Origin of the sequence: Methylobacterium sp. J-030 (genome assembly GCF_022829545.1) — a bacterium.
Taxonomy (GTDB): Bacteria; Pseudomonadota; Alphaproteobacteria; order Rhizobiales; family Beijerinckiaceae; genus Methylobacterium.
Genome location: NZ_JAKSYM010000410.1, coordinates 144,313 through 165,698, shown reverse-complemented (window position 1 = coordinate 165,698; position 21,386 = coordinate 144,313). Strand labels below are relative to the sequence as shown.

Below are 21,386 nucleotides of genomic sequence, written 5' to 3'. Positions count from 1 at the left end.
GGCAAACAGAAGACCGCCCGGCGACTTCGCCAGCCAGTCAACCCGCTTGTCAGAAGATAACTCAGCGCCCGGTCCACTCTCGCGGCCGGCGCCGATGAACCGGGGTATAGATCCGCAATCCGGGCCCGTCAACAGCCTTCTTCGCCGGGAAGCCGATTTTCTTGGACTCGGCCGACGACAGGGGTGTGACAGGCGATTCGTGCCCGGCCCTCCCCGTTCAGCCGTCGAGGGTCAGACTCAGGCCGTCATAGGCCGGCACGACGCCGTCGGGCAGGCGCGCCGCCAGGGCCGCGTGGTCGAGATCGGTGTGCAGGTTGGTCAGCACCGCCCGCCGCGGCCTGACCTCGGCGATCAGCGCCAGGGCCTGCGAGACGGAGAAGTGCGTCGGATGCGGCGTATCCCGCAGGGCGTCGATGATCAGCAGGTCGAGGCCGTGGAGCCGGGCGAGGCTCGCCTCCGGGATCAGGCTCACGTCGGGCATGTAGGCCGCCTGGCCGAAGCGGAAGCCCAGGGCGGCCTCGTTCCCGTGCTCCACGGGAAGCGATTCTACCCGGATTGCCCCCCCCTCCCCCGCCAGGGTCAGGTCACCGTCGACGGGCAGGTCGCGCAGGTCGAGGATCGGCGGATAGGCGCTCCCCGGGGGCGTCTCGAAGCAGTAGCCGAACCGCTTCGTGAGCGGTGCGCGGGTCAGGGCATCCGCGTAGACCGGGATGCGCGCCCGCATGGCGATCACCAGCGGGCGCAGATCGTCGATCCCGTGGGTGTGGTCGGCATGGGCGTGGGTGTAGAGGACGGCGTCGAGGCGCTTCACCCCCGCGTCGATGAGCTGCTCGCGCAGGTCGGGCGAGGTGTCGACCAAGAGCGTGGTCCGCCCACCCCCCGCGAGGCGCTCCACCAGGATCGAGCAGCGCCGCCGACGGTTGCGCGGGTTCTCCGGGTCACAGGCACCCCAGCCGCTGCCGACCCGCGGGACCCCGCCGGAGGAGCCGCAGCCGAGGATGCGCAGGGTCAGGCTCGCCATCCGGGTCTCATGCTCCTGACGCGTCACGCGGCGCTGCGCGCCGGGCCGGCGGCCTTGTCGAACAACCTGAAAAAATTCGCCATGGTGATCCGGGCCAGCTCCTCCGGGGCGAGCCCCAGGGTCTCGGCCAGGGACCGGGCGGTGTCGGCCGTGTAGGCCGGCTCGTTGGTCCGCCCGCGATGGGGCTCGGGGGCGAGGAACGGTGCGTCGGTCTCCACCAGGATCCGGTCGAGGGGCACGGCCCGGGCGATGGCGCGCAGGGCGTGCGAGCGCCGGAAGGTCACGATGCCGGAGAACGACACGAACAGGCCCAGCGCCACCCCCGCCTCCGCCAGCCGGGGGCCGGAGGAGAAGCAGTGCAGCACCGCCCGGAACGGCGCACGGCGCATCTCGTCGGTGAGCACCCGCTCCATGTGGTCGTCGGCGTCGCGAGCGTGGATCACCAGGGGCAGCCCGGCCAGGCGGGACGCCGCGATATGGGCGCGCAGCACCCGCTCCTGAACCGCCTCCGGGGCAGCGTCGGGATAGTGGTAGTCGAGCCCCGCCTCGCCGATCCCGACGCAGCGCGGGCTGCGCGCGGCGAGCGCCGCGATCGTCTCGGCGGGGACGTCCGGCTCCTCGGCGGCGCCGTCCGGATGGGTGCCGATCGTGTGCCAGATTTCCGGGTGGGCCTCGGCGATCGCCCGGTAGGTCTCGGCCCGGGCGACCCGGGTGGAGATCGTGAGCAGGCCGGTCACCCCCGCCGCCCTGGCGCGGGCGATCACGCCGGGCAGGTCGGCGGAGAAATCCGGGAAATCGAGGTGGCAGTGGCTGTCGATGAGCATCGGGTCTCGGGGCCGTCAGGCGGCCGGAGTTTCGGGGCGCTCGAAGCGCGGGAAGATCGGTGCGGGGGCCGGGAGCGCCGTGCCGGGCACGAGGCGGCCCCCCTCCCCCACGGCGGCGAGGCTGCGCCGATCGGCCGGGACCGCCAGCAGGTCGAGGAGCTTGGCCGCCGCCCCCGGCACGAAGGGCTGGGTCAGGATGCCGAAGACCCGCAGGGATTCCAGCGTCGTGTAGAGCACCGTGTTCATCCGCGCCGGGTCGGATTTGCGCAGTTTCCAGGGCTCCTGGGCCGCGAAGTAGCGGTTGGCCTCCGCCACCACGGCCCAGATCTCCGCCAGGATGCTGTGGAGCGCCAGATCGCCCATCAGGGCGCGGGCCCGCTCCGGCAGGGCATCGGCCTGGGCCAGCAGCGCCGCGTCGGCCGCGTCCAGGCTGCCGGGATCCGGCACCGCGCCGTCGCAGTTCTTGGCCACCATCGAGAGCGAGCGCTGGGCCAGGTTGCCGAGGTCGTTCGCCAGATCCGCGTTGATCCGGCCGATGATCGCCTCGTGGCTGTAGCTGCCGTCGCCGCCGAACGGCACCTCGCGCAGCACGAAGTAGCGCACCGGATCGACCCCGTAGGTGTCGGCGAGTTCGAACGGATCGAGGACGTTGCCGAGCGACTTCGACATCTTCTCGCCCTTGGAGAGCAGGAAGCCGTGGCCGAAGACGCGCTTGGGCAGAGGCAGCCCGGCCGACATCAGGAAGGCCGGCCAGTAGACCGCGTGGAACCGGACGATGTCCTTGCCGATCACGTGCAGATCCATCGGCCAGTATTTTTCCCGGGGATCGGACTCGTCGGGGAAGCCGGTGACGGTGAGATAATTGGTCAGGGCGTCGACCCACACGTACATCACGTGGTTCGGATGCCCCGGCACCGGCACGCCCCAATCGAAGTTGGTGCGGCTGACCGAGAGGTCCTTGAGGCCGGAGCGCACGAAGCTCGCCACCTCGTTCTTCCGGGTTTCCGGCCCGATGAAGCCGGGCTGCTCGTCATAGAGCTTCAGCAAACGGTCCTGGTAGGCGGACAGACGGAATAAGAAATTCTCCTCCTCCATCCACACGACCGGCGTGTCGGTGGCGAGGCTGCGGCGGGTGCCGTCCTCCAGGAGCCGCGTCTCGGCTTCGTCGTAATAGGCCTCGTCGCGCACCGAGTACCAGCCGGCATAGGTGGCAAGGTAGATGTCGCCGTTGGCCTCCATCCGCCGCCAGATCGCCTGGGCGGCCTCGTAATGGCCGGGCTCGGTGGTGCGGATGAAGCGGTCGTAGGCGCAGTCCATCCGGTCGGCCATGGCCTGGAACCGGGCGGCCGTGCCGTCGACGTAGGCGCGCGGGCTGGTGCCGGCCCGGGTCGCGGCCTGCTGGATCTTGAGGCCATGCTCGTCCGTGCCGGTGGAGAACAGGACGTCGTAGCCGTCGAGCCGGTGGAAGCGCGCGATCGCGTCGGCGGCGATCACCTCGTAGGCGTGGCCGATATGGGGCGCGCCGTTGGGGTAGGAGATCGCGGTCGAGAGGCCGAAGGTCTTTTGGGGCTGCGCCGGGGCGTTGGACGTCACGTCGATGGTGTTCCGGATGATCGCGAAAAGCTGTCCGCGTTGTCGCGCGGCGGCGGCCGGGACGCAACCGTTGCCGGAGCCCCGGTTCCGGGGCCGGGACGCCGGTCAGGCCGGCGCGTGCGCGGCGGGGCGGCGGACCGCGTAGGCGCGCATCCCCGGCCCCGGCCCCGTGACCTCCAGCTTGCCGGCGCGCCCGAGGGCGAGGATGCGGGCGAACAGGAGTTCGTGACTGCAGCCCTGCCCCGGCGGATCCAGCGCGGCGTCGAGGTGCCGAAGCGTGCGCGCAACCAGCGCGATGAGCGGCTCCCGGTCGGGCGCTGCCTGCCGGACGAGGACGGCGTCGAACTGCGTCAGCGGCGCCGACACCAGGCGGCCGTCGCGCAGGATGCGCAGCGGCGCGTTCTCCCGGCGCAACTGCGCCCACGCCGCCGCGGCCGCGTCGCGCTCGGCCCGGGCGAACGGGCGCCGTCGCCGGCCCAGGCCGGACGCCACGATCTCCCCGGGGCGCAATTGGCCCAGCGACCAGATCGGCGAAACCTGGCTGAAGTCGGTAAAGTCGAACCCGGTCGCATCGACGATGTCGAAGGGCCGGCCGGCCATGCGGGCGGCGAAGGCCAGCAGGCAGGCATGCTCCGCGGCATCGGTCCGGCAGACCCAGAACACCGGGTGGATGCCGGCCGCGGTCGCCTCCGCCCAGGGGGCCTCAAGGTCGACCTGATCCGGGCGGTCTTCGTCGTCGTCACGCGTGTTGGCCGCGAGCCACGCCCGGCGCGCCTGGCCGTCGAGCGAGGCGATCGGGCCGACGGTCAAGGCATGGGAGAGCGCGATCACCCGTTCCGCGCAGCCCTGCAGCCGCAGGGCCTCCCGGACGCTCTCGGCCCGGCTCACGCCCCAGGCCACGTGGATGGTCTCGGCCGCATCGGTCATATCCGGATCCCCCATCCCGGGTCCCTCCGCCCTCCGGACGGCGCGACGCCCGGTCGCTTCCGCGACCGGCGGCCGGGACGGCGGCGTGAGGCACCCTCGCCGTTGGGTGCTGCCCGGATGTGACGGCCAGGGCCGCGCCTGTAACGTTTTGTAGCCCCGGCCTGCGCACGGCTCTTCCACGATTCGGCCCTGGCCTATCCCACGCGTCCTCGGCCGGAGCCCCGAATCGCGATGCCACCACCGGGCGCCGGTCGAGGGTACCGATGGCCGCCCGTGGGGCCGCGAAGCGCGTGCGCGGCCGCTCAACCGTGGCGGTCCCACAGCCCACCGCTACGGCCACCCGCATGTCCGGCCGGGCCGGCCTCGGCCCTTGTTGCGATGCGCGCTCTTGCGCCGAACCGGTGTCCCCTTCGGCGCGGAGCGCTCTATTCGTCACCTGAACGGCTTCCGGAACGGGCTGCGCGCCGCAGGACGGCCATCACGTCTTCAGGTGAAGCATCACAACCGGCTGGCACGATGATCTTCACGGCCAAGTCGTCGGCCGCGGGGTTCTTCTGCATGCTGAGCCGCGCGTAGGCCAGGCGGGCGAAATAGATCCCGTTGAGGCTGATCGTGATAAAGCGGCTCCCAAGGTTCCAGCCGTGATAGACGTAGGCGACGTGATCGTCTGAACCGGGTGTGCCGGCCAGCGAAGGGTCATGCCCGTAGGGACTGACCGGCACGAAATCGACGGATGCCCATGCCGGGCAGGGCGCGATGGGAATGGTGAGATGCCGGGCATCGGCCCGCGGCAACAGATAACCGTCCCCGAGGTCCGCGGGCCGGCCGGACGCTTGCCAGCCCACGGCGTCCGATGCGTGTCGGTAGACGTAGACGCGCATAGCGGCCGACGCGACGATCAGGAGACATAGAAGGGCAAGGCCGGCGCGGGCCCCCCTTGCCTGGATCATGCTTCGGCCCGACCTGCGCGCTGCTCGACGTACAGGACGATCGGGACGACGGCTGCCAGCACCGATGCGATCGCCGTGAGAGACGCCCCCGGGCCGTCGTGCCAGAACAGGTAGTTCTGACGCGTGGGCAGCATCGCCAGAATGCGCGCGACGTTGATCGCGACCACGAGGCACGCGCTCAGGGCGAGCGCGGGGAGTGCCGCCGAGGTTGCCCGCCGCCCGGCAATCTTCAGGATCGAGAGCCAGATCAGCACGGTGAGCGACAGGTTGTGGAACGAGGAACACCCTTCGAGGACCACGATCGACCAATCGCCTCGGACGCTCAGGCTTGCCCCGTCGACGCCGAGGCCGCCGTAGAACAGGCGCCCGACCGTGTAGATTAGGCCCACCTCGACGACCTCGATCGTCTGATAGGCGAGCTTGAAGACAAGCTTGCCCCAGAGCTCATAGACGGACAAGGCGAGCCAGATCTGACCGATCTCGGCCAGTCGCTGGTCGGACCGGCCCTTGAGGAGCAGCCAGAGCCCAGCGAGCGTCGTGGCGAGGTAGACCCCGTGTTGCTCCGGCACGAACCAAGCGAGCGCCGACAGCACCAGGACGGCGATGTCGGATCCGGTCAGGGCGATGCGCCGGTGCCGGTCGGCGAGCACCAGCGACAGGCTCGCCGCGAGCCCGAATGCCTCGCCGACGTTGAACTCGACGAGATGCTGAGCGGACTGCGTGACCTCCAACAGGTGCCGTTGCAGGACCGCCGACAGGACGGTCCCGCAGGAGAAGACGAGCAGGGCCCCGGTTGCTGATCGGGAAGGGAGAGGCAAGGCGGAGGTGCGAGCCGCTTCGATCATGACACCCGTCCTGCGCCGTCTGATGGGCCGCGTCATCGCCGGTTGATCAAGCCGAGACGCGTTTGCTACGCCTGCGCCGTAGAAATGCTATGGTGCTGCCTGTCAGCGCAGCGCCAAGGATGGCGTTCACCTCGGGCGCAGGCGCGCTACCCGAGACATCGCCGCGGCCATTGCTCGGGCTTGATGCACCCTCGGCGATGAACGCGAAGAACGATTCCGCAATGCTGCCGCCCGATGCGGCAATCCCGCCGCTCTCACTTCGGGTTGATCCACGCTCGGCGCCGAGTTCAGCGGACGGGCCCCCTGAGCTGCGATCCGACGGGTCCGGACTTGCCGTCCTTCCCTGGCCGGAGCCGACTGCCGAAGTGGCAGTCACAGTAGCAGTAGCAGTGGATGTGGCACCAAGCCCGTTCAGCGACGCCACAGGAAGGTTCAACGGCAGGAGCTGGGACACGCTGCCCGAGACGTCAACGGTCGCATCATTCCCGGCCTGCTCTCTGGCCTCGAAACCTCCGGCCGGTGCGACAGCCGAGCTGGCCAGAACCGGCTCGGCTGCCGAGGCCTCGCTGCTTCCATGAGCCGAGCGCACGCCCAGATCCCGCCGCGCCCGGGTCAATTCGATCCGGCCATCGCTCCGCAGATGGAGGGCGTTCATAGCGTCTGTCGCCGATACGGTTCGACAGGCCGACCCCGTCGTGGCGCAAGCGTAAAAGGTGCCGTGCAAGGCTTCGACGACAGTCCGCTCATCGTCGGCAACGATGTGAATGACTGTGCCGCGAATGCCGATAGTCGCCTGGGGTGTCCGCAACTGATATTTGTCGGCGGTATGCGGGCCGCCGGATGCAATGCGCATCGCCCCCGAAAGAAGGTTCAGCCCAACGTGCAGAACGGTCTTATCCGCGTCGTAGACGTAATTGTCGAGCTTGACTTTAGAATTCGGAAATATCTTGAGAGTCGTCTTATCGTTAAACTTAAGCATGACCGCGCCGATATTTCCGGTATTCACGACATCGTCCTTGAAGACATCGGTACCGACCTGAAGGCTTCGTTCCTCCTGTTCGATTGACGTGCGCTTGGCATCTGGCACGACGATTTCTGCTTTTCCAATATCCGCCGGTTTGGCGAAGGCAACACCGGATATCAGAATACCGGCCGTCGCGGCGCAGCAGACTCGAACGGCGGGGTTCATGGGGCCTCCGCTCGATGGCGTTGGAAGGCATCTTCCTTCCCTACTCCACAGAGACAATATTTTGACCCAATAGAGGAGCGCGTACTCAGTGTCCACTGCGACATGACCGTCGCCTTTTTTGGTTTCCGCCGGGCTGACACCCTCCCAAAAGCTCCCGTCGCGCGGTTACTTGCTGGTCGCGACATGGACGCCGCTCCACGCGTCGGGCGGAGGATCCCGCATGAAAGCCTCCGCCCGTTCCCTGTAGAGCCGGTACAGTCCGTCGAGACGCAGGCCATCCCCGAGTGCCCGGCACGCCTCGGCATTGGCGCGGGCTTCTTCCCACCGTCGGGCCCGGTACGCCGCGATCATCGCTCCATGTTGAGCCGCGAGCGCCACGAATAAGGCGGAGGCGGCGACGTCTCGATCGCCGACGAGGGTGGAGATGCGCTCAGGCGTCTGCTTGCCCTTGACCTGGATCAGGTCGATCTCCAGCACGGCAAAGCGGTCCCGGATGGCGTCCGCGGTCTCCGCCCCGAGGATGATCTTCACGCCGTAGTACTTCGATTGGCCTTCGAGCCGCGAGGCGAGGTTCACGGCGTCTCCGAGGACGGAATAGTCGAAGCGCAGGTTCGAGCCCATGTTCCCGACGACACAGGAGCCGGTGTTGATGCCGATGCCGACATTGAGCGGGAGCACGGGGTACCCGCCCGCCTCCGCCTCGATCCTCCGCGTCTCGTTCAGGGCATCCATCCGCGCGAGCATATCGAGGGCTGCGGCCGCCGCGTTCGTCTCCTGAGCGGCGTCGTCGAGTGGCGCGTTCCAGAACGCCATGATCGCGTCGCCCATATACTTGTCGATCGTCCCCTTGCGCTCCAGGATCGCGTCTGTGAGCGGTGTCAGGAAGCGGTTCATCAGGGCCGTCAGCCCCGTCGGATCGGTCTTGTAGAATTCAGCGATCGTCGTGAAGCCGCGGACATCGGAGAACATGATCGTCAGCCGCCGCGCTTCGCCCCCGAGCCGCAGCTTGGCCGGCGACTGGGCGAGTTGCTCGACCAGGGCTGGGGACAGGTAGCGCCCGAACGCAGCACGGATCCGGCTGCGGCCGGCCTGTTCCCGGAAATAGTTGGTGAAGACCAGAACCAGATAGACGAGGAAGGTCGTGGCCAGGGGGAAGGTGGCATCGAACAGCACCCCCTGGGCCGTGAACCGGTACCAAGACACGCAGGCGAGGCCGGCGGCGACGAAGCCGCCGAGGATCAGCAGCGTGAAGGCACCCAGGATCGGGGCCAACACGATGATTCCCACCGACACGGCCGCCGCAACGCCGAGCTCGATCATGACGGCATCGTTGGGCAAGGTCAGGTTGGTGCCCGTCAGAAGCGTCTCGAGCAGTTGGGCGTGGATCTCGACGCCTGGCATCGCGCGATCGATGGGTGTGGTCCGGTTGTCGAGGAGGCCGACCGCGGACGTCCCGACGAGGACGATCCTGTCCTTCAGGCGGTCGGGCGAGACCCTCCCGGCGAGCAGGTCTTGAGCCGACACGTACAACCCGGGATCGTGCGGGCTGAACCGGACCCAGATCTGTCCGCGGGGGTCGGTCGGCAGGACGAAGTCGGGGAGCCGGATGGCGACCACGCCCTGCTGGTCCGTCCGGACGAGGATGCTGTCGGCCCGCGTCAAGACGCGCAGCACGTCGAGGCTCAAGGCCGGCACGACCGCCCCGGCGGCGCGCAGCACCATCGGCACCCGCCGCACGACGCCATCCCGTTCCGGGCTGATGGTGAAGACGCCCCGCCCGGCGGCGGCCTGCTCCAGGATCGGCAGGTTGCGGATCAGGCCGGGGAAGTCGATCAGCGCCGTGGTCGGGTCGAGATCCGTCCCGACCACGGCGATTCCGGTCTGGGGCGGTGGCGCCGCGCCGGTCCAGGGGACGGGCGCGGCGGATGCGGTTTGGCCGAGGACCACGGGAAGGGTTTTGATCGCCTGTGCGAAGAGGCGATCGCTGTCGGGTTGCGCCCGCAGGTTCGCCCGCGCCGCCTCGTTCAGGAACGGCAGGGTCGTGGCGAGCAGCGGCGGCGAGAGGCGGTCGGGCTCGGAGAAGATGACGTCGAAGGCCACGATCGCCGCGCCGCCTTCGCCAAGCTTCTCGCATATCTCGGCCAACCGGGTCCGCGACCAAGGCCACTGGCCGAAGACGGCGAGACTTGCTTCATCGATATCGACGATCGCAACCGGGCGTTCCGGAGGCGGAACGCGCGGCGCGACGACTTGGTAGGCATCGAAGACGCGCAGCCGCAGAGCCTCGACCGGCGGGGGATCGTAAACCCGCACCGTCAGCAGCGCCACCAGAACGAGGGCCGCCAGCGCGCGGCCCGGTCCGATCCGGAGGCCCAATCTCCTGACGCGAGGAAAGGTCATGTCGGGCCGCATCCCACGCCTCCTCGGTATTCCGGCGGACATTCTGTGACGCGGATTAAAGTGTCTCGGCCACAAACCGCCGACGTTGTCCAATCGAACCGGGATTGCCCCGGTTTGGTGGACACCGAGACCGCTTTCGCGTGAGGTGTTTGTCCGAGGCCCAAGACCCGCCCCGCATATCCGGCCGCGTTCCGTCGGATCAAGACTCGCAGTACACCTCGCTGGCCTTCGGCAGCCGGTGCCAGGAAGCGGGTGTCCGCCCATCGATGGGCTCGGTCGGCGATGCCTACGACAACGCCATGGCCGCGAGCCCTCACCCCGAGCCTGTCGAAGGGCTTCTCGACCCTCGAAGGCGAGCTGCTGACGCGCCGTCGCGTCCGCTCGCATGCGGAGGCACGGATGGCGGTCTTCGGCTCCATCGAGGATGTCTCAAATCCGCTGCGCCGCCGCTCGGCTACCGCTCGCCCGTCGTCTACGAGAAGGAGACCGGGTCAGAACCGACAACCGAGACCCTGCTCAGCCAAGTCCCCTGAACCGTCCACGAAAACGGAGCAATCCCAATCCCACGGGACGTCGGCACAACACACCGAAGAACCGGGTTGGGCGCGAAGCCGAACGTCCGGTCCTGCGCGCGCCGACGACCCGGCGTGACGTAGTCTGGCCGGAAGCCGCCGGTTCGCTTTAATGACGGGCATCAAAAAAAAAGCGGACAGCGTCCTATCGACCCTTCGCGGCCATCCCGCCGTTTCTGCGCGGTTCGGCGCCTATCGCGCTACGCCTGTAGGCGTCAGGAATGCGGGCGCTGGGTTCTCCCCCCCGCGGCCTTCTGCTCGCCCCAGATCGGTTTTGGCGCCATTGGCGTGGCGGGCGCCGCTGCGGCTATGGGGCAATTCGTGGTCGGTTTCGGCCAAGCGCGGGACCGGGCCGTGGATGCCGCCGAGGCTCAGGCGAAGAGGCCCGTGAGGACGGAACGCATGTCGGGGACCGTGTCCAGGTTCCGCACCGCCGACACGATCCGCCCGGCCCGGTCGCGCGACAGTCCGGCGAAGTCCGCGCAGCCCTCGAACTTCGCCACGGTGTCATCGAAGCTCATCGGCTTCTCCGGACTGCCGCGCGCGAAGTCGCCCTGGCCCGAGACGGAGCGGCCATCCGTCAGCTGAACCTCGACGTAGCTGCGCATCTTGTCGGCCCCGGCCGCGTCCGCATCCGGGTTGTTGTAGAAATCGACCTTGGCGACCATGGCCTGCAAGTCCGGCTGATCGACCACAGCGTCTTGGAACTGCCCGAGCCCCGCCTTGCCGAGTACCAACAGCACGGCCATGCAGTATTCCATGCTGAACTTGGCCTGCAGGCCCGTCCGGGGCCGGTGGTGGATCAGCGTATTGAGCATCTGCCGGTTGGTGCCGACCCGGACCTGCGCCACGTCCTGCGCCCGGATGCCGTGCTGCGCGATGAGCTCTGCCATCACGTCCATGGCGGGATGCGTGAGCGAGCCCGAGGGATAGGGCTTGATCGACACGCCGGGCGAGAGCAGCGACCACGGCTGACCCAGGCGGCCGACGATCGCCCCGGGATCCCAGCCGCCCCCGAAGGCGGCAAAGAAGCCGCGCTTGGCCTCGAGAATGTCCTCGGCCGCCGTCCAGCCCAGGGCCGCGAGGTCGGCCGCCACGATGCCCGCCTCGGCGGCATGGCCAGCCTGGAACGGCTTCGTCATCGTGCCGAAATTCTCGCGCAGGCCGCCGGCTTCCGCACCGGCCACGCCGAAGGCGTTGCGCAGCTGCTTCCCGTCGAGGCCGCGCAGCTTTCCCGCGGCCGCCGCCGAGCCGAACACGCCGCACATGCTGGTGGCGTGAAAGCCGCCCTCATAGGAGCGGGGGGCGATCGCCTCGGCGAGCTTCGTGGCGACCTCGACGCCGAGATGATAGGCCAGCATGAAGTCGCGGCCGGACTTGTTCAGCGCCTCCGACAGCGCGAGTGCGGGCGGCAGGGTCGGCACCGTGGGGTGGGTGAGGAGGCCATAGACGCGGTCCTTCGCGACGGCGAGCTGCGTGTCATCGAAATCGTCGGCGTGGATGGCGACGCCGTTGGCGAAGGCGGCGAAGCGCGGGGGGGCGTGCAGGTTCGTGCCGAGCACGCTGGATGGGCCATTCAGGACACCAAGATCGGCGAGGTAGCGACGCAGGATCGGACCGGTCTCTGCTTTCTCGCCCGCGATGGCGAGCCCGAACGCGTCCAGGATGTGCTGTTTTCCGAGGACAATCAGCTCGGGCGGCAGGTCCTCGTAACGGGTCGATTCGACGAAGGTCGCAGTGTCCGCCGTGACCTCGAGGTCGGACGGCTTGCGGTCGGTCGTCGGGTGGGTGTGGACTGGGTCTGATCGGATCTCCGCCCGGTGCTCACGATCCGCCGCCGCAGGTCGGCCCACCCCGGCGAGTGCCGCCGTTGTTCCCAGTGCTGACAAACCGGCCAGGAGCTGCTTGCGGTTGAGCATGACTCATCCTCCTCGTCTCGCCTGAACCGCGCTGTCCGGTTGCCGGTGTTCGGTTTGGGTTGCCCTGTCAGTGATGGCCTTGAAGCGTGTATTTGCGCAGGCTGTGGGCACCGACGTCAGCCGCGTAGATGTTGCCTTGATCGTCAGCGGTAATGCCCGACGCCGAGGATCCACGCACCACCGTTCTCAGATCAGTCGGATCGGGAATGAAGGCTTTCAACGTACCATCTTTGGCGCTTCCGACGATGATGCCCCTGATCAAGCCCCGCGTCGCGGTCGGATCATCTTGCGCCTTGCCCGCATAAGCCGGATCCGGATATGCCGTCCCCGCGTAAATCGTGTCGTCTTTGCCCACGAATACCGAATTTACCTGACCAAATTGCGGCCAAGCTGCGATGAATTGGCCGTCTTGATCAAAGACCTGAATGCGCTTGTTCTGGCGGTCGGCCACGTAGACATGCTGCTGCGATCCGCCGATGCAGAGGTCATGCGGCCCATCGAAATCGCCCGGCGCCGATCCAAGCTTGCCCCAGCTCTTGACGAAATAGCCGTTCTTGTCGAACTTCATGATGCGAGCGTTGTGGTGCGCGTTGGGATAGTGGCCGTCCGATACGAAGACGTCGCCGTTGGCTGCGACGGCGACCCCGGACGGGCGGTCGAATGCGTCGGGGCCGCTGCCCGAGACGCCCTCCTTGCCCAGTGTCAGCAAAACCTTGCCTGCCGGATCGAGCTTGAGGACGTCCTGGCCCATCACCACGCCGTCGGCGTTCGTCGCCGGCATGCCGAGCACGCGCCCCGCGTCGTTGACGTCCGTGACCCAGAGGTTGCCGTCCCGGTCGACGGCGAGACCGTGCGGGTAGGCGAGCAACCCGGCGCCGAGACTCGCAACCAGCCTACCGGCAGGATCGAATTCTAAGATCGGCGGATAGTCCTTGAAGGCACCGAGACAGACCGCGCTACCAGGCGGCTTGTCGGCAAAGCAACGGTGGAGGACCCAGATGTTGCCGCGCGGGCCGACCTGCACGCGGCTGACCTCGCCCCAGCGCCCGTCGTTCATCGCCGCCGGCAGCACCGGCCAACCCTCGACGAGGCGGTACGGGTTAGGAAGATCGGCCGGCTTCAGTGGCTGGGCTTGCTGGGCCTCCACCGGGCAGGAGATGACGAACGCGCAGACGCCGAGCACGACACCGCGGAGCATCCGTTTGCGGCGCCAGAAGCTCATCAACCTGCACCGCCGGTCGACGGCCTCACCGGCCAGAATATGGCCCGCCTCGCCGGCGGTAACGACTGATTGACCGCCGCGCCACGCCCGCGCCACCCCGATGCGGCGCAGCTTCGGATCACCGCAGCGTTCGACCCAAGTCCGAGGACACCAGATTCGCGGGTGGCGACGGACATCGGCAGACGGGCCAGCCAGCTGTGCAGGGCCTCGGTAGAGGCGTGGCCGGCCGAGCGCGGCATTGCCGGGCCGGTCCCGATCATTCGGAGAGGGCATGGTGCGGTCAGTACCCATCCTGCTCATCGCTCGCGCGATTGGCTAGCACGAAGTGTTGCGCGGCCTGAATGTGTGCGCGTGCACACGCTTCCGCTCTGGTCGGATCACCGTCCTCGATCGCAGCGACCAGAGCCGTGTGCTCTCTCTGAGCCTCGGCCACGCGGACGGCATTGCGGCGCGTGGCGTTGCCTGCGAGCGCAAGCAACGCTGACAGCGCCGTCAGGTGGTCGATCAGATAGCGATTGTGCGTGCAGCCGTAGATTGCCCGGTGAAGCGACCGGTTGTGGCGTGCGCCGAGCGTCGGGTCGCCTGCGGCCGCGTCTTCCAACGTCAGGATATGCCGCATCTGGGCGATGTCGGCCTGTGAGGCGTATCGCGCCGCCAAGGATGCCGCCGCGCCTTCGGCCCACGCCCGGGCGGTATAGAGCTCGATGATCGCCTGTCGATCCAGGCGGGCGATTTGAACGCCACGATGCGATTTGAGGTGGACAAGACCCTCCGCCTCCAAGCGCTGCAAGGCGTCGCGCAGAGGCGTTCGACTCATCTCCAGCCACTCGGTCAGCTCTATCTCCCGGACGAACGAGCCGGGTCGCAGCTGGCCGCCCTGGATGGCCGCGAATATCGCCTCGTAGGCGCGACGGCTGAGCGGCTTGTCATCGCCTGAAGAGCCGATGGGCCAGGATTGGGTCGCCGCAGGCAGCTTGGTTTTCTGCACGTTCGATCCGCTCCCTCGCGGGAATAATAGCGTCACCGGACACTGGACACAATCATATTCAATTGTATACGGTTGCGGAGAGGTGCCGTTTCCGGGTGGGCCGAGATGCCCCTCCGGGCGCCCTGAACGCGGTCGCACCGCCCCCGCTCGCCGAGAGCCGCCGACATGACGAGCACGCCGGTCTTCCCCGCTGCGCAGGTTCAGGACTTCGTCGCCCGACTATTCGAACAGCAGAAGGTCCCACCGGCGGATGCCGGGCGCGTCGCCGAATGCTTGGTTCAGGCCGATCTGCGTGGCGTGTCCTCGCACGGCGTCGGGCGTGTGCCGATCTATATCGATCGGCTGCGCCGCGGCTTGGTCAACGCGTTGCCGACCATGACGGTAGAGCGACCGGCCACGGTGACGGCCCGCGTCGACGGCGATAACGCGCTCGGCTTCCTCGTCGGCACCAGGTCGATGCAGATCGCCATCGACATGGCGCGCGAGCACGGGATGGGGTTCGTCCTCGCCTACCACAGCAACCATTTCGGCATGGCCGCGAGCTACCTGAAGCAGGCCACCGAGGCTGGGCTCGCTGCCTTTGTCTTCACCAACGCGTCGCCTGCGATGCCGATCTGGGGTGGACGCGCGCCCTTCCTCGGGACGAGTCCGTTCGCCTTCGCGGCCCCCGCCGGGTCCGGACGTCCGGCGGTCATGCTGGACATGGCCATGTCGGTGGTCGCTCGTGGGAAGGTGCGGCGCGCCATGCAGCGCAGCGAGCCGATTCCGCTCGGCTGGGCCCTCGATAAGGATGGCCGTGAGACGACCGATGCGAAGGCCGGCTACGAAGGTGTGGTGCTTCCCTTCGGCGGTGTGAAGGGCTCCGGGCTGTCACTGATGATGGAGATTCTCGCCGGCGTCATGTCTGGCGCAAACTTCGGGGGCGATGTCCGCAATCAGTATCTCGACTTCGAGCATCCCCAGAACGTCGGGCACTGCTTTATGGCGATCCGGCCCGATTTGTTCATGCCGATGCAGAGTTATGAGCACCGGATGGGCGAGCTGTCCTCCCGCGCGAAAGCGACACAGCGTGCGGAAGGCTTCGACGAGATCCTCCTCCCCGGTGAGCCTGAGGAGCGGGTCGAAGCTCAGCGCGGACAAGACGGCATCCCGCTGGATGCGCAGGAGCTGCAGCAACTCGTGGCCGAGGCGGACCGCTGCGGCGTGGAGGTGCCGCTCGCGTTCCGCGCGCCCGTCTCTGACGGATCTACGTAGGCGGCCCAAATCCCACGGAACGGGAGGATGACGACCGTGAAGCTGCGCTGGCGTATGGTCTCGCTGCTGTTTGTCGGCGGACTGATCAACTATATCGATCGTGCGGCCTTGTCCGTAGCCGCGCCGCAGGTGGCGGCCGACCTGCACCTGTCGCCGGGCCAGATGGGCATCGTCTTTTCCGGCTTCTTTGTCGGTTATGCCCTGTTCAACTTCATCGGTGGTTGGGCGGCCGACAGGTTCGGCGCGAAACGCGTGATGTCGGTCGCGATGGCCGCTTGGTCGATGTTCTGTGGCCTGACGGCGCTTACGGGCAGCTTCGTCTCGCTCTTTCTCGTTCGCACGATGTTCGGAATGGCCGAAGGACCGTTGGCGACGACGATCAACAAGATGGTCAACAATTGGTTTCCCCATCGTCAGGTCGCCACAGCACTGGGGCTGGCCAATTGTGGCCTACCGCTCGGCGGGGCGATCTCGGGACCGTTGATCGGCCTGTTGCTCGCCTATCTCGGTTGGCGGGCGTCATTTGCCTTCGTCCCGCTGCTCGGTCTAACCTGGCTCGTGTTCTGGATGCTCGGCACAACCGACAAGCCGCGCCAGCACCCGCACATCTCAGCCACTGAGTTGCAGGACATCGAGAGCAATCGGCCCGTGCCCGTGGGGGAGGACCAGCGCGCGGAGGGTCTGGGGTACTACCTGCGCCAGCCAGCTATCGTTGCCGCGATGATCTCGTATTTCGGCTACAGCTATATCCTTTTCTTCTTCCTCACGTGGTTCCCAAGCTATCTGACCATTGAACGCGGCCTGAGCTTGAAGAGCATGAGCTTAGCCACGACATTGCCCTGGCTGGTCGGGTTCATCGGCTACGGGGCCAGCGGCTGGCTCTCCGACCGCGTCTTCGACCGGACCGGGAATGCGTTGACCGCACGCAAGTGGGTGTTGATTGGCTGCCTCGGTACATCCGCGCTCTTCATCGCATTGGCTGGTCTCGTGACGACCACGGCAAGCGCGTTGCTCCTCGTCTCGGGCGCGGTTCTGGCTCTTTACCTCAGCGGCAGCACGTACTGGGCAATCATCCAGGATGTGGTGCCGAGTGCAAAGGTCGGCAGTGTAGGCGGGCTCGTCCACGCGGTGGCCAACTGCGCCGGCATCTTCGGCCCCACCATCACAGGGTACTTGGTGGAGGGGACGGGATCATTCAGCAGTGCCTTCTTCCTGGCCGGAGGCGTAGCGCTCCTGGGTGTCGGCGCGGTCCTCCTGCTGATCCGTCCTATCCCACTGCCTGGTCCGTCCCCGCGGACGGTCGTCGCACGATGACGGAAAACCATGTTTGGTCGACGTCGTGCGTTCGGAGGCATCACGCATCACAGGGGCAATGTCGCGTCCGCGTGACGGGACGACAGGGGCACGGGGCATCGTCAATTTCCGCCTCTCGATGGCCCCTTCGGGTACCCAAACCGCCGGGATGGGTCCGAAGCGGCCGGCCGGATCTGGCCGAGAGCGGAAGGGCGGCTTCGGCGAAGGCGGGCCGGAACAGCGGACGGCCCGCTACCGACCCAACCCTGTCGTTGTGAGTTGCCAACGCCGCCGCTGGCAGCAGCCGTTCGAAGGCGCTGACCAGGACCAGCTTCGCGTGCTCATTCCGGTTTGATGACTGGCGCGCTCTCATCGACAGCCGTCGATGATGGCTTGGGGCGATCACGTCCTCAGCGCGAGGACGACACCTCCGAGCGTCAGCGCCATCGACACCATCGCGCGCGCGCCCAAGGGCTCCCCGAGCAGCAGGGCTGCCGAGAGGATGCCGATCAAGGGAACCAGCAACATGCACGTCGACGCCGCCTCGGGCGACAGCCGACGCAGGGCCGCGAACCATGATACGTAGCAGGCCGCCATCGGGATCAAGGTCATGTAGGCGAGCGCTACAGCGCTCGCACCGCTGAGCGACGTCACCGCCGGCCGTTCGAGGACGAGGCCGAGTCCCACCATCGGCAGGCAGCCGAGCCCGACCTGCCAAGCGGTCAGCGCGAACGGGGGCATCGCCAAGGCGGCTCTGTTGAGAACGGCGCCCAACGCGAACAGCATCGCGGCGGCAAGCGCGAAGCCGATGCCGGGAAGTTTCTCGGCGCTGAGCGCCCCTCCGCCGGCGCCGAGCAGAACGCCGATACCGGAGAGGCTGAGCGCGAGCGCAACGAAGCCCCGCACCGTCGGGCGACTGCCGATGAGCGCCCAGGCGAACAAGGTGGCCCAGATCGGCATCGCGTAGACCAGCAGGGCCGCCTCGCCGACGGTGATCCAGCGCAGGCACAGGGCCGAGAAGCCCATCCATGCGAAGACGTTGGTGAACGCGGCCATCGCCAGCCGGGCGCGAGCCCCGCGGGGCACGGCGAGATGCTCGCCGCGCAGGAGCGCCAGGATGGCGAGCAGCATCGCCGCCGTCACGCCCGCCAAGCCCCGCCCGAACAGCGGGGGCCAGCTTTGCAGGACGACCTTCATCGCCAGCCATCCCAGCCCCCAACCGAGCGCGGTCCCGAGTAGCGCCGCCACGCCCACCACGCGGTTCGGTTCTGCGGATGACATAGCTTGCCGACGTCGAGGGCGACGCATGGAGCGCGTCCGAAGGCCGTCTCTGACGCTCCTTGCATTTAATAATCAACCGGTCTATTTCTAAATCATGCAGCTTGATAGCTCCTCCGTTGTCACGGCACGCAAGCGGGGTCGGCCGCCCAGGCCCGAGCCGGGCTACGGGACGTCGCGGGCGGCTCTGATCCGGGTCGGCGTCGCGCTGCTATCGGAGAAGGGATACTCGGCGACCGGTCTTGAAGAGGTTCTGCGCAGCGCCGGTGTGCCGAAAGGTTCATTCTACCATTACTTCGCGAGCAAGGATGTTTTCGGCGCCGAGCTGATCGATGCGTACGCTGAATACTTCGCGCGCAAGCTCGACCGCTGGTTGCTGGATCGGAGTACGGCTCCGATCCAGCGCATCAAGAACTTCGTCGCGGATGCGAAGGCCGGCATGGCACGCTACGAGTTCCGCCGCGGCTGCGTCATCGGCAATCTCGGGCAGGAGATGAGCGCTCTGCCGGAGATCTTCCGGGACCGCCTGCACGGTGTGCTCCTCGACTGGCAGGCGCGGACGGAGCGCTGCTTCCTGGACGCCCAGGCGGTCGGCGAGATCGCCGCGGATGCCGATTGCGCGGCGCTGGCGGCGTTTTTCTGGATCGGCTGGGAAGGCGCGGTCCTGCGCGCCAAGCTCGAGCGCAGCCCCGAGCCGCTTGACCTGTTCGCGACCCAATTCCTGACCTGTCTGGCGCGCTGAGCGCCCCACGGAGTGCCCCTGGATGTTCAAGGCGATCCTGATCGAGAAGGATGAGGCGGGCTACCGTGCCGGCCTACGCGAGATCGACGAGGCGCAATTGCCCGAGGGCGACGTCACCGTGGACGTTGCCTACTCGACGCTCAACTACAAGGACGGGCTCGCGATCACCGGCAAAGGCCCGGTCGTGCGCAAGTTCCCGATGGTGCCGGGCATCGACATCGCCGGCACCGTCCGCGAGTCCCGGCATCAGGACTACAAGGTCGGCGACCGTGTCGTCCTCAACGGCTGGGGCGTCGGCGAGACATACTGGGGCGGGCTGGCGCAGGTTGCGCGGCTGAAGGGCGACTGGCTGGTGCCGCTGCCCGGGGCGCTCACGCCACGCCAAGCGATGGCGATCGGCACAGCCGGCTACACGGCGATGCTGTGCGTGATCGCCCTCGAGCGCCACGGGGTCACGCCGGACAAGGGCGAGGTCGTGGTCACCGGCGCGGCCGGCGGCGTCGGCAGCACGGCGATCGCCCTCCTGTCGCGCCTCGGTTACACGGTCGTGGCGGTCAGCGGGCGTCCCGAAGAGGCGGACTACCTGCGCGGTCTCGGTGCGGCCGAGATCCTCGACCGGGCGACATTCTCGGAACCGGGCAAGCCGCTCGCCCGGGAGCGGTGGGCCGGGGCCGTCGATGTGGCGGGCAGCTATACGCTCGCGAATGTCTGCGCCGCCATGAAGTACCGGGGCGTCGTCACGGCCTGCGGTCTGGCGCAGGGCATGGACCTGCCGGCAAGCGTGGCTCCCTTCATCCTGCGTGGCGTCAGCCTGATCGGCATCGACAGCGTAATGTGCCCGCGGCCCGAGCGGATCGAGGCCTGGAACCGGCTGGTCCGCGACCTCGAACCGGCCAAGCTCGACGCGATCACCGACGAGATAGGCCTGACGGACGTCGTGGCCACCGCGGAGCGCCTGATGGCGGGCCGGGTGCGCGGCCGCGTTGTGGTCGATGCGAACCGCTGATGCGTTCTCACGGCCGTTCATCGGCGGAGCGGACGGGATGCGGGCAAGATGACCTGGGTGCGATGATGTAGCGACAAGCGCAGCACGGCCGTCGGACTGAAAACAACAAGCACAGTCCGTTCACAACACTGGAGGAACGACCATGAAGGCTGTACTCGCCTTGGCAATGCTGGCCGGCGGCCTGTCCGCCGCGCAGGCCGACCCGTTGCCGACCTTCCGCATCGGCGTGCTGAACGATCAGTCCGGCCTCTACGCCGACATCGCCGGGCCGGGCTCCGTCGAGGCCGCGCGCATGGCCGTCGAAGACTTCAAGCCGGACGCTCAAGGCTTCCGCGTCGAAGTTCTCTCGGCCGATCACCAGAACAAGCCCGATATCGGCGCGGCCATCGTGCGACGCTGGTTCGACGTCGACCACGTCGACGCGGTCGTGGACGTGCCGACCTCGTCGGTGGCCCTGGCCGTGTCGAACATCGCGAGCGAGAAGGACAAGGCGTTCCTGATCGCCAGCGCCGGTTCCTCGGATCTGACCGGAAAGAACTGCACCCGCACGAACGTCCACTGGACCTACGACACCTGGGCCCTCGGCAACAGCACGGCGCGCGCCGTGATCAAGCAGGGCGGGAAATCCTGGTACTTCCTCACGACGGATTACGCGTTCGGTCACGCCCTGGAGCGTGACGCCACCGAAGCCGTGACGAAGGCCGGCGGCAAGACTCTCGGACACGTCCTGGCTCCGTTCCAGAGCACCGATTTCTCCTCCTACCTGCTCCAGGCCCAGGGAAGCGGGGCGCAGGTCGTCGCGCTCGCCAATTCCGGTGGCGACACGATCAACGCCATCAAGCAGGCCTCCGAATTCGGCCTCGCCGACGGCGGCCAGAAGCTCGTCGCGCTCCTCGCCTTCATCTCGGACATCCACTCGGTCGGCCTGAAGGTCGCCCACGGCCTCACCCTGACCGAGGCGTTCTACTGGGACCTCAACGACGGCACGCGGACCTGGGCGAAGCGGTTCGCGGCGCGCAACGGGGGGCGTTACCCGACGATGAACCAGGCGGGCACCTATGCTGCGATGCTCCACTGGATGAAGGCGATCGCCGCCCTCGACAAGGACAAGGCGCATCGCGGCGCCGATGTCGTGGCGCAGATGAAGGCGATGCCCACCGACGACCCGCTGTTCGGCCACGGCTCGATCCGCGCGGACGGACGAACCATCCACGACCTCTACCTGTTCCAGGTCAAGGACCCGTCGGAATCCAAAGGGCCGTACGACACCTACAAGCTGCTCGACACCATCCCGGGCGACCAGGCGTTCCGGCCCATGGCCGATGGCGGCTGCCCCCTCGTGGCCCACACGGCCGCGAAGTGA

At 67.7% G+C, this 21,386-nt stretch carries 17 protein-coding genes and 1 pseudogene; 6 read left to right on the top strand and 12 right to left on the bottom strand.

From position 1 onward, the window contains the following. Window positions 1-217 precede the first annotated feature (217 nt). The 8 genes from MKK75_RS35560 to MKK75_RS35525 form a co-directional block, all read right to left on the bottom strand. Window positions 218-1,021, bottom strand: a complete 804-nt coding sequence (locus MKK75_RS35560; protein ID WP_244047170.1) for an MBL fold metallo-hydrolase — start codon at window positions 1,019-1,021, stop codon at window positions 218-220. A gap of 23 nt (window positions 1,022-1,044) precedes the next feature. Beyond that, window positions 1,045-1,845 carry a TatD family hydrolase gene (locus MKK75_RS35555; RefSeq protein ID WP_244047169.1) on the bottom strand — a complete coding sequence of 267 codons (801 nt, stop codon included), beginning with the start codon at window positions 1,843-1,845 and terminating at the stop codon, window positions 1,045-1,047. Window positions 1,846-1,860: 15 nt separating this feature from the next. Next, window positions 1,861-3,438 (bottom strand): methionine--tRNA ligase, encoded by a 1,578-nt coding sequence (gene metG / locus MKK75_RS35550; RefSeq protein WP_244047168.1) that lies wholly within the window; start codon window positions 3,436-3,438, stop codon window positions 1,861-1,863. Window positions 3,439-3,543: 105 nt separating this feature from the next. Beyond that, the gene (locus MKK75_RS35545; RefSeq protein WP_244047167.1) at window positions 3,544-4,365 is read right to left on the bottom strand and encodes a DUF3658 domain-containing protein; all 822 of its coding nucleotides are present in this window, start codon (window positions 4,363-4,365) and stop codon (window positions 3,544-3,546) included. Window positions 4,366-4,790: 425 nt separating this feature from the next. After that, window positions 4,791-5,246 (bottom strand): hypothetical protein, encoded by a 456-nt coding sequence (locus tag MKK75_RS35540; RefSeq protein WP_244047166.1) that lies wholly within the window; start codon window positions 5,244-5,246, stop codon window positions 4,791-4,793. A 65-nt stretch (window positions 5,247-5,311) separates the two neighbouring features. Then, window positions 5,312-6,160, bottom strand: coding sequence for a hypothetical protein (locus MKK75_RS35535; protein WP_244047165.1), 849 nt, complete (start codon window positions 6,158-6,160; stop codon window positions 5,312-5,314). A 46-nt stretch (window positions 6,161-6,206) separates the two neighbouring features. After that, complete coding sequence (locus MKK75_RS35530; RefSeq protein WP_244047164.1) at window positions 6,207-7,349, bottom strand: FecR domain-containing protein; 1,143 nt, start codon at window positions 7,347-7,349, stop codon at window positions 6,207-6,209. 165 nt (window positions 7,350-7,514) lie between these two features. Next, complete coding sequence (locus MKK75_RS35525) at window positions 7,515-9,749, bottom strand: CHASE2 domain-containing protein (protein ID WP_244047163.1); 2,235 nt, start codon at window positions 9,747-9,749, stop codon at window positions 7,515-7,517. A gap of 194 nt (window positions 9,750-9,943) precedes the next feature. Here MKK75_RS35525 and MKK75_RS36540 point away from each other — a divergent pair. Continuing rightward, window positions 9,944-10,205, top strand: a pseudogene (locus MKK75_RS36540) (IS3 family transposase); the annotation flags it as partial. Window positions 10,206-10,692: 487 nt separating this feature from the next. Here the strand turns inward: MKK75_RS36540 and MKK75_RS35520 are convergent. From MKK75_RS35520 to MKK75_RS35510, 3 genes are all read right to left on the bottom strand, one after another. Further along, a complete protein-coding gene (locus tag MKK75_RS35520; RefSeq protein ID WP_244047162.1) occupies window positions 10,693-12,240 on the bottom strand; it encodes an MmgE/PrpD family protein in 1,548 nt (515 codons plus the stop codon). Between the two features lie 67 nt (window positions 12,241-12,307). Continuing rightward, the gene (locus MKK75_RS35515) at window positions 12,308-13,753 is read right to left on the bottom strand and encodes a peptidyl-alpha-hydroxyglycine alpha-amidating lyase family protein (protein WP_244047161.1); all 1,446 of its coding nucleotides are present in this window, start codon (window positions 13,751-13,753) and stop codon (window positions 12,308-12,310) included. Then, window positions 13,743-14,450 (bottom strand): GntR family transcriptional regulator, encoded by a 708-nt coding sequence (locus MKK75_RS35510; RefSeq protein ID WP_244047160.1) that lies wholly within the window; start codon window positions 14,448-14,450, stop codon window positions 13,743-13,745. The genes MKK75_RS35515 and MKK75_RS35510 overlap by 11 nt, the downstream gene beginning before the upstream one ends. Window positions 14,451-14,615: 165 nt before the next feature. On the opposite strand from MKK75_RS35510, the gene MKK75_RS35505 reads away from it, so the two are divergent. After that, complete coding sequence (locus MKK75_RS35505) at window positions 14,616-15,704, top strand: Ldh family oxidoreductase (RefSeq protein WP_244047159.1); 1,089 nt, start codon at window positions 14,616-14,618, stop codon at window positions 15,702-15,704. 27 nt (window positions 15,705-15,731) lie between these two features. Then, window positions 15,732-17,018 carry an MFS transporter gene (locus MKK75_RS35500; RefSeq protein WP_244047158.1) on the top strand — a complete coding sequence of 429 codons (1,287 nt, stop codon included), beginning with the start codon at window positions 15,732-15,734 and terminating at the stop codon, window positions 17,016-17,018. A 381-nt stretch (window positions 17,019-17,399) separates the two neighbouring features. Here the strand turns inward: MKK75_RS35500 and MKK75_RS35495 are convergent, their stop codons facing one another. After that, window positions 17,400-18,278, bottom strand: coding sequence for a DMT family transporter (locus MKK75_RS35495; protein WP_244047157.1), 879 nt, complete (start codon window positions 18,276-18,278; stop codon window positions 17,400-17,402). A 184-nt stretch (window positions 18,279-18,462) separates the two neighbouring features. Here MKK75_RS35495 and MKK75_RS35490 point away from each other — a divergent pair, with 184 nt between their 5' ends. The 3 genes from MKK75_RS35490 (at window position 18,463) to MKK75_RS35480 (ending at window position 21,386) form a co-directional block, all read left to right on the top strand. After that, window positions 18,463-19,017 carry a TetR/AcrR family transcriptional regulator gene (locus MKK75_RS35490; protein WP_279594348.1) on the top strand — a complete coding sequence of 185 codons (555 nt, stop codon included), beginning with the start codon at window positions 18,463-18,465 and terminating at the stop codon, window positions 19,015-19,017. Between the two features lie 22 nt (window positions 19,018-19,039). Then, complete coding sequence (locus MKK75_RS35485; protein WP_244047155.1) at window positions 19,040-20,023, top strand: MDR family oxidoreductase; 984 nt, start codon at window positions 19,040-19,042, stop codon at window positions 20,021-20,023. Between the two features lie 142 nt (window positions 20,024-20,165). Continuing rightward, a complete protein-coding gene (locus MKK75_RS35480) occupies window positions 20,166-21,386 on the top strand; it encodes an ABC transporter substrate-binding protein (protein WP_244047154.1) in 1,221 nt (406 codons plus the stop codon).